Genomic DNA, 7,099 nt, shown 5'->3' on the forward strand with positions numbered 1-7,099 from the left:
AACCGCAATAACACTTAACCCTTGCTGTGCCAAACCTTTGGCAACATGAAACCCAAATTTTCCCAAACCAACGACTGCAAATGTATCCATTTAAATAATAACCTTTCCTTCTGCATATTTAATACGGCTTTCGACCGCTTTTCCGACGATAATGATGGTAAAAGCAAATACTCCTACACGTCCCATCAGCATCAATACAATAATATTCAGTTTTCCCCAATCACTGAAAAGGGCACTGTAGCTCAGTACTCCTCCATCTCCAGTCGATAGTCCAACGGTCCCGAACGCAGAAGTTGTTTCAAACAAGATACGTAAAAAGGGTAATCGGTCTACTTCACTTAAAATAATGGTTGACAATACAACGTAGATTGAGGCAACGAAAATAACTGCATACGCTTTGTTGATTTGATAGGGTGAAATAGAACGTCGGAAAATATGAGCATGTGTATTTCCACGTAGTGTGTACCATACCCCGATGAGAGCAAGTGCAACCGCCGTGGTTTTAATCCCTCCTGCTGTACCACCCGGGCTTCCCCCTGTCATCATTAAAAAAGTTGAGAAAAAAAGATTTGCATCGGTTAATGTAGAAAAATCAATACTATTAAATCCTGCTGTTCGGTAGTTAACGGATGCAAACCATGCCGCTAATAATTTTTCTGTCAAAGGCATCGATTTAAATGCATGGTGCCACTCTAAAGAAAGCAATAATGCCATACCGATGATTATTAATAGGGCACTCATGGACAATACGATTTTGGTATGAGTTGAAATACGGAACAGACGTTCTCGTCGATAATTGTAAATTTCGAGTAATACAATATACCCCAAGCCTCCGAGTATAATTAATACGGGTATTGTAAGATTGATAACAAAATCGCCACGATATCTCATCATGTTATCACTAAAGAGGGAAAAACCAGCATTGTTAAATGCTGATATCGCGTGAAATATACCATACCATGCCGCTTTGCCAAAAGGCATATCAAGCCAAAAACGAAGCGTTAAAAGAACCATACCAATAGCTTCTATAATAATAATTGAAGCGAATACAATTTTGATAAAATGAACTAACCCATCCATCCCAGGATGATTTAGGGATTCTTTGAGGATCAAACGATCACGGTGATTGATTTTTTGCTTACGCATAACAGCCATAAAGGTGACGGCGGTCATGTATCCAAGTCCGCCAATCTGGATCAGTGTAAGAATAACGACATGACCAAACGGGGTAAAATCGACAGGAGTGTCTTTGACAATCAATCCTGTGACACATACTGCAGACGTAGAAGTGAATAGAGCATCGATAAATCTTAAATCCCCATTATGAGCAAACGGCATAAGAAGCAGAAAGGCTCCAAATAAAATTAATCCTATGAAGCTATAAAGGATAATCTTTATCTCTTGTGTATGTATAGTCAATCCTTTAAATGTATCGTTATCGTATAAGAAGTAATATCCGATACTTAAAATTCTATAGAGAGTAATATTGAAAAGAGAAATTATATAGTTAAATGTATTAAGTATAGTAGAAAGTTGTTGACAGAGATAAAAGAAAAAAAAGAGTACGAGCTACTTGGTTTAATAACCAAATAGCATTTTAAGGATGAAGAAAAAAAGTGCTGCCATTGCAGCAGCAGCAGGGAGCGTTATAACCCATGCCATAGCGATTGGTTTCATCAATTTCCAGTTAGCATCACGATTGAGCATACCGATGCCGATAACTGCTCCGACGAGGATATGTGTGGATGAGACAGGAATACCCATGACGGTTGCGAGGAGAATAACGAGCGTTGCACCCAACTCGGCTGCAAACCCGGTTACCGGGAAGATTTCGGTAATGCGGCTTCCGACGGTGTCGATAACTTCTTTACCGATGAACCAGAGCCCTGCTACGAGAGCAACTCCGAAGGTTGCCATAGCGATAAAGGGAACCGGAGATTCAGCATTGATATTGCCGGTAGCTAAAATATCGATAATAGCAGCGAACGGTCCGATAGCGTTTGCAATGTCGTTTGCCCCGTGGCTGAATGCAAATGAGGATGCCGTGAGGACTTGAAGCATACTAAAAACACGCATAGTTGCTTTGTGCGGCGTATCTTTGTGCATTACTTTGATAATTGCATACACAACACCGTACATCAATGTCGATAAAACTGCCAACAACATATAGATTTGGGCATCATTAAGACCCAAATTAGCATTTTTAAGCCCTTTAAACAATAGCATTCCGGCAATCATCGCCGTACCGAATGCGGCAACGATCGGCGCATGGGTGCGAAGCGCATAGAAAGCATTTTGTTTTTTCTTAAGACGATTAAGCTCATGCACTTGTTCTTCGTATTTTGCCTTTTCTTCCGCAGTTGCTGTTTCTGCATTGTGTGAAGCATTCAGAGCCGTAATTTGCGATTTAATATGATCAATATGTGTTTCAACATTGTCATTGTAATCAAGGATATTTTTTTTCAAATACCAATAGATTCCATAGGATGCCATACCTCCTAGAATCGGAGAAACGACCCAGCTAATAGCGATTTTAGTCACTTGATCCCAGTGAACGAGTCCGAAAACTGATTCTCCCACTTCCATCGTAGCGTATCCAAGCGCGACAGAACCTCCTAGAATCCCTCCGACGATGGCATGTGTCGTTGAGACAGGGTAGCCTTTGAATGTTGCGTATAGAAGCCATGTTCCTGCTGAGAGGAGTGAACCCATCATAACGAAAACGAGTAACATTGGATCGAAATCCATTGCCGAGATATCAACGATCCCTTTTCGGATCGTATTGGTAACTTCGGCACCTGCAAGCATCGCTCCGCCGAGTTCGAAGATAGCCGCAATCATAAGAGCTTGTTTGACCGTGAGGGTTTTAGCTCCTACACTTGTTCCAAATGAGTTAGCGACATCGTTTCCACCGATGTTAAATGCCATAAAGATACCGAATAAGGTAGCAAGGACGAAGAGCGTGTGGTTATTTTCGAGGTAATTAAATCCCCAAATCATGAATACAGCAGTGACAATAATGAACATGCCGCCGAAAAAGAGGTTGTCACGAGAGAACATCAAGACTCCAAGTGTAAGATAAGCGTAATTATATTACATTTACGATACTAAAAGATTACAAAATGATTACATATTGTATGGAGTTCTGCCCAAAATGGGCAAAAGATTATGGAAGTAGGGTAGCTTTAAGGATTTTTTGGTTTTGGAGGGGTTTATCACCGCTTCGTTGACCATTGGTTTGAACATTATTGAGTTTTGCCAATGTATCCATTCCTGAAATGACACGACCAAAAATTGTATGGTATCCGTTTAGCCACGGTGTTGGAGCAGTGGTGATAAAAAACTGGCTACCGTTCGTGCGCGGACCGGCATTCGCCATGGCTAAAATCCCCACTTTGTCAAAAACAACTCCCGATTTGAACTCATCTTTGAATGGTTTTCTCCAAATCGATTCACCGCCGGCACCGGTTCCGGTTGGATCGCCCCCTTGTATCATAAAATTTTTGATGATTCGGTGGAACGTCAGACCATTGTAATAGCCATTTTTAACGTGTGTTGTAAAGTTTTCAACTGCTAAAGGGGCAACATCGTCGTAAAGTTCGAGAGTAATATCCCCTTGCGTCGTCTGGAGTTCGACTTTTGGATGAGATGCTCCGAAGGTTAAGCTAGCGAGGGTGATGAGTGTCAGTAGAATGCGCATAAATTAAGACTCCTTATTTCGTGGTGTGAATGTTAGACAAACGGAATTGATGCAGTAACGAAGACCTGTCCTCGGTGGTCCGTCGGGGAACATATGTCCCAAATGGGCATCGCAGGTTGCGCACAGTACTTCAACCCGAATCATACCGTGAGTGATATCTTTTTTTTCTTCGAGTGCATCGGGAGAGATTGGAGAATCATAGCTCGGCCATCCTGTTCCTGAATTGAATTTAGCACTCGAATCAAAAAGTGGTACATGACAGCAGATGCAGTGATAAACTCCATCCCCTTTAAAATCGACATATTCGCCACTAAATGGTTGTTCTGTTCCATGCTGACGAGTTACATGATAAGTGAGCGATGGAAGTTGTTGTTGCCATTCTTTATCACTCTTTATGATTTTCAGCATCTTGAGTCTCCGCTTGTGAATTTGAATAAGTGATTATAGTTGCTGTTTCTAATGCACGGCTTAGGGGATAAGAATAATCTTGAGAATAGTCTGTTGATATAATAAACACATGGGAAGCGGATAGTCCGCTTAAACAGGTGTCTGTGGTAATGATAAGATCATCAAAGTTTTGAGATTGAAGCGAAAACGTAGGGGTTAAAAAATGGATGTTGACACCTAAATATTCATCAATAGACTCTTTGTATAGTGAGATGAAACGGTTCTCTGTTAGAACAATCAGAATTCTTTTCCCCTGTTCGGAAGTATATTTTCGCAGTTCTAAGAGAAGCGTTGGCAGTACCCCTTTTTCATTGGTTTTTAGGTGAAATGTAGGGAGCGGATTTCGATATGTATAAGAAAGTGGATAATTGATGTCAGCAAGGGTATCTTCCAAAAGAGAGGTGAAAAGGAGAATTCGCTTAGCCGCTTTTTGTTGTAATTTTTTAATAAAATAAGTATTCATTCGGTCAATATCATCGCAAATAATGATAGTTGCATCCTGGAAAGGTTTAAAGGATTCAAGATCTTCTTGAACACTAGAAAAAACAATTCGGATAAGATCGATATTTAAGACTCCGTAATACATTAATGAAACAAATTCATTTCGTAATAATTCTGATGCTAAAAGAGTCGGTGCAAAAACAACAATTTTTTCATTGGGTTGATTTAAGAGAATAAACATTGCTTTACGGATTAATAGGGTACTTTTACCGGTTCCGTATCCACCGAATAAATGAGTTCGTTTCTCTAGCGGTAATGTTAAAAATTCATTTTGTTGTGGAGAAAGAAGTGCTCCGGATTGATTTTCAGAGGTTGGTAAAATATAGCTATGTGTTTTTAGTGCACCGATAATTTGGAGAGTTGATAAAGGTATTTGAAGATAGTGCCCGATTGCTTGGAGCTTAGATTGGATGGAATTGATACTTTCGTTATAAAATAAGATTCGATTTTTTGGCAAAAGTTCATGAAACGAAGTATCAAGAAGATCAAATTCATTTTCACTCAGATAGCGCATCCATATAAAACGGTATACGGGAGTAAAATCAAAAGACAATACATCTTGGAGTTTAGCGCGAATTTTAGATTCAATATTTTCTAAATGGGTTTCAGAAGAACGTTTTTTTTGCAATGAAGAGTGTTCAATCGTTGCATTTTCAAGGTCTGATACTTTCCATGATAGTGTTTCACCAAAATAAATACCATAATGAGGTAAAAAAATAAGTGTATCTATTGGAGTCGTGATCCCATAGTGAAAAAGGTTGAAATTTTGAAAAAATTCCCCCCTTTCTTTGATAGTAAATTTTTTTAAAGAGGCATATTCATCTTCACTATAGTGAGAGCTTTTTTTAGAAGTAGAAGAATAAAAACGTGATAGAAAAGATAAGAACACTGCTACACCTTTCTGCCTGTCTTTTAAATCAGTTATTTTGTATAACAATTATAACTTAATTTCAATAACACGATACAAAAGGCTTTTGATAGAAGAGAAAAACTTGAAGGGAAGCCCCCTCAAGTGGAGAAAGTTTGGAATTATTTTCCAGCTGCTACAGAATCTTTAAGACTTTTACCTGGTTTGAATTTCGGAACCATTTTATCTGCAGTACTGTAAGTTTTTGTGGTTCCTGGAACTTTACCGCTTTTCCCTTTTTGAAGAGAAGATGCAAAGCTTCCGAATCCTACCAATGAAACTTCTTCTTTCGCAACAAGAGCTGCGGTTACCGCTTCTGTGAAAGCTTTAATAGCTGTTTCAGCTTCAACTTTTGTTTTGTAACCACCGCTTTTTTGAACCAACTCTACGAATTGTGCTTTATTCATTTATTGCCCTTGATTTAGATATGCGAATAACACTCAAACCACCCGAATTTTCGGGGTGCATAAGGGATAAGTGTTTTAGCCGCGAATACTTTAATATCTCTTACCTTAAATTTTTCTTCTTTTTTGTATTTTAGTGAATAGTTTTGTAATTTTGTTGGTTTTTAGGCTATTTTGAAGCCATATTTTTGAATTTTTACTTATATTCAGCGATGATGGAATGATTTTTTTATTTAAGTTGAATACGAGATTTTTTCCCCAATTTGACCATTTTTGGGTGATGTTTCGCGAAGAAGAGATGGATAAAAAAACATCTTCTAACCCGATACGCTCTTGTTCACTTAGACTACTACCCATCTTCTACCCTTTAAGTTTATTTATTTTTCTAACAACTCGAATAATCTCATCATCTTCAAGCATCCCTAGGATGTCTAATACTGCTTTTGCTGCCTGCGGTTTGGCATTGCCTAGACGCCAGTCCTGATAGGTTCTCATGGAAATTCCAAGTTCAGATGCCATCTCTTTTTGAGAAATCTTCTTACCGTTGCGTTGTGCCTCGACGGCATTGTGAAGAAGATTAAAAAGGTCGCTCATTTCCATCACTCCATTGTAATATGCTTTTCTTGAAATAAACATTAAACCGTATATACTATTCGTAATAAATAACTAAGAAACTGTATTTATGTATTTTAGTAACATAAATACGAATAAAGCATTTGTTATTCCATATTTAAATAATCATAAAACGTATTTAATATACAGAAAAACGTATATTATTTGCAATAAAATCGATATCTGAAAGAGAGAAAGAAAATAGAGGTGGTGTTTAAAAAAGGGTTAGTTGTGGTAAAAAAAGTGTAGCTGGAAATGATTTTTCCCCTGAAGAGATGTTGGTGGCTTTAGGAGGTGGCAGGAACAAATGCCCCTGCCTAGAAAGTGTGTAATAGGAGGATTAAAGAAAGTCGGTGTAATCGTATTTGGAGAGGTCGACGTAAAATTCTCCCTCTTTCTGGATAATTCGGATATCTGATCCGTAAGCAAGTTCAAAGCGTCGTTTAACGCTCTTACGTTCATCTGAACCCATTCCGATAAATTTAAGATATCGTTTAAGCTCAATCAAGCCACTTGGAAGAGAAGGTG

8 protein-coding genes and 1 pseudogene are annotated in these 7,099 nt (G+C 38.6%); all 9 read right to left on the reverse strand.

Annotated elements, in window-relative coordinates; genetic code table 11:
• Nucleotides 1–90: 90 nt before the first annotated feature.
• The gene (locus tag WA010_RS03380) at nucleotides 91–1,419 is read right to left on the reverse strand and encodes a TrkH family potassium uptake protein (protein WP_422555764.1); all 1,329 of its coding nucleotides are present in this window, start codon (nucleotides 1,417–1,419) and stop codon (nucleotides 91–93) included.
• A gap of 159 nt (nucleotides 1,420–1,578) precedes the next feature.
• The gene (locus WA010_RS03385) at nucleotides 1,579–3,060 is read right to left on the reverse strand and encodes an inorganic phosphate transporter (RefSeq protein WP_422555765.1); all 1,482 of its coding nucleotides are present in this window, start codon (nucleotides 3,058–3,060) and stop codon (nucleotides 1,579–1,581) included.
• 106 nt (nucleotides 3,061–3,166) lie between these two features.
• The gene (locus tag WA010_RS03390) at nucleotides 3,167–3,700 is read right to left on the reverse strand and encodes a peptidylprolyl isomerase (protein WP_422555766.1); all 534 of its coding nucleotides are present in this window, start codon (nucleotides 3,698–3,700) and stop codon (nucleotides 3,167–3,169) included.
• Between the two features lie 3 nt (nucleotides 3,701–3,703).
• Nucleotides 3,704–4,108 carry a peptide-methionine (R)-S-oxide reductase MsrB gene (gene msrB, locus WA010_RS03395; protein ID WP_422555767.1) on the reverse strand — a complete coding sequence of 135 codons (405 nt, stop codon included), beginning with the start codon at nucleotides 4,106–4,108 and terminating at the stop codon, nucleotides 3,704–3,706.
• Nucleotides 4,086–5,537 carry a hypothetical protein gene (locus tag WA010_RS03400; protein ID WP_422555768.1) on the reverse strand — a complete coding sequence of 484 codons (1,452 nt, stop codon included), beginning with the start codon at nucleotides 5,535–5,537 and terminating at the stop codon, nucleotides 4,086–4,088. The genes msrB and WA010_RS03400 overlap by 23 nt, the downstream gene beginning before the upstream one ends.
• Before the next feature lie 140 nt (nucleotides 5,538–5,677).
• Nucleotides 5,678–5,962, reverse strand: a complete 285-nt coding sequence (locus tag WA010_RS03405; protein WP_299924521.1) for an HU family DNA-binding protein — start codon at nucleotides 5,960–5,962, stop codon at nucleotides 5,678–5,680.
• A gap of 105 nt (nucleotides 5,963–6,067) precedes the next feature.
• Nucleotides 6,068–6,316 carry a hypothetical protein gene (locus WA010_RS03410; protein ID WP_422555769.1) on the reverse strand — a complete coding sequence of 83 codons (249 nt, stop codon included), beginning with the start codon at nucleotides 6,314–6,316 and terminating at the stop codon, nucleotides 6,068–6,070.
• 3 nt (nucleotides 6,317–6,319) lie between these two features.
• The gene (locus WA010_RS03415) at nucleotides 6,320–6,559 is read right to left on the reverse strand and encodes a helix-turn-helix domain-containing protein (protein WP_422555770.1); all 240 of its coding nucleotides are present in this window, start codon (nucleotides 6,557–6,559) and stop codon (nucleotides 6,320–6,322) included.
• A 352-nt stretch (nucleotides 6,560–6,911) separates the two neighbouring features.
• Nucleotides 6,912–7,099: pseudogene (locus tag WA010_RS03420) on the reverse strand (hypothetical protein); the annotation flags it as partial.

It is taken from the genome of Sulfuricurvum sp. (assembly GCF_049305995.1).
Classification (GTDB): domain Bacteria; phylum Campylobacterota; class Campylobacteria; order Campylobacterales; family Sulfurimonadaceae; genus Sulfuricurvum.

Bases quoted from the DNA above. Each gene is read 5' to 3' on its own strand.
- WA010_RS03385 (WP_422555765.1), bottom strand. From the start codon at position 3,060: ATGTTCTCTCGTGACAACCTCTTTTTCGGCGGCATGTTCATTATTGTC.
- msrB (WP_422555767.1), bottom strand. From the start codon at position 4,108: ATGCTGAAAATCATAAAGAGTGATAAAGAATGGCAACAACAACTTCCA.
- WA010_RS03415 (WP_422555770.1), bottom strand. From the start codon at position 6,559: ATGGAAATGAGCGACCTTTTTAATCTTCTTCACAATGCCGTCGAGGCA.
- WA010_RS03390 (WP_422555766.1), bottom strand. From the start codon at position 3,700: ATGCGCATTCTACTGACACTCATCACCCTCGCTAGCTTAACCTTCGGA.
- WA010_RS03410 (WP_422555769.1), bottom strand. From the start codon at position 6,316: ATGGGTAGTAGTCTAAGTGAACAAGAGCGTATCGGGTTAGAAGATGTT.
- WA010_RS03405 (WP_299924521.1), bottom strand. From the start codon at position 5,962: ATGAATAAAGCACAATTCGTAGAGTTGGTTCAAAAAAGCGGTGGTTAC.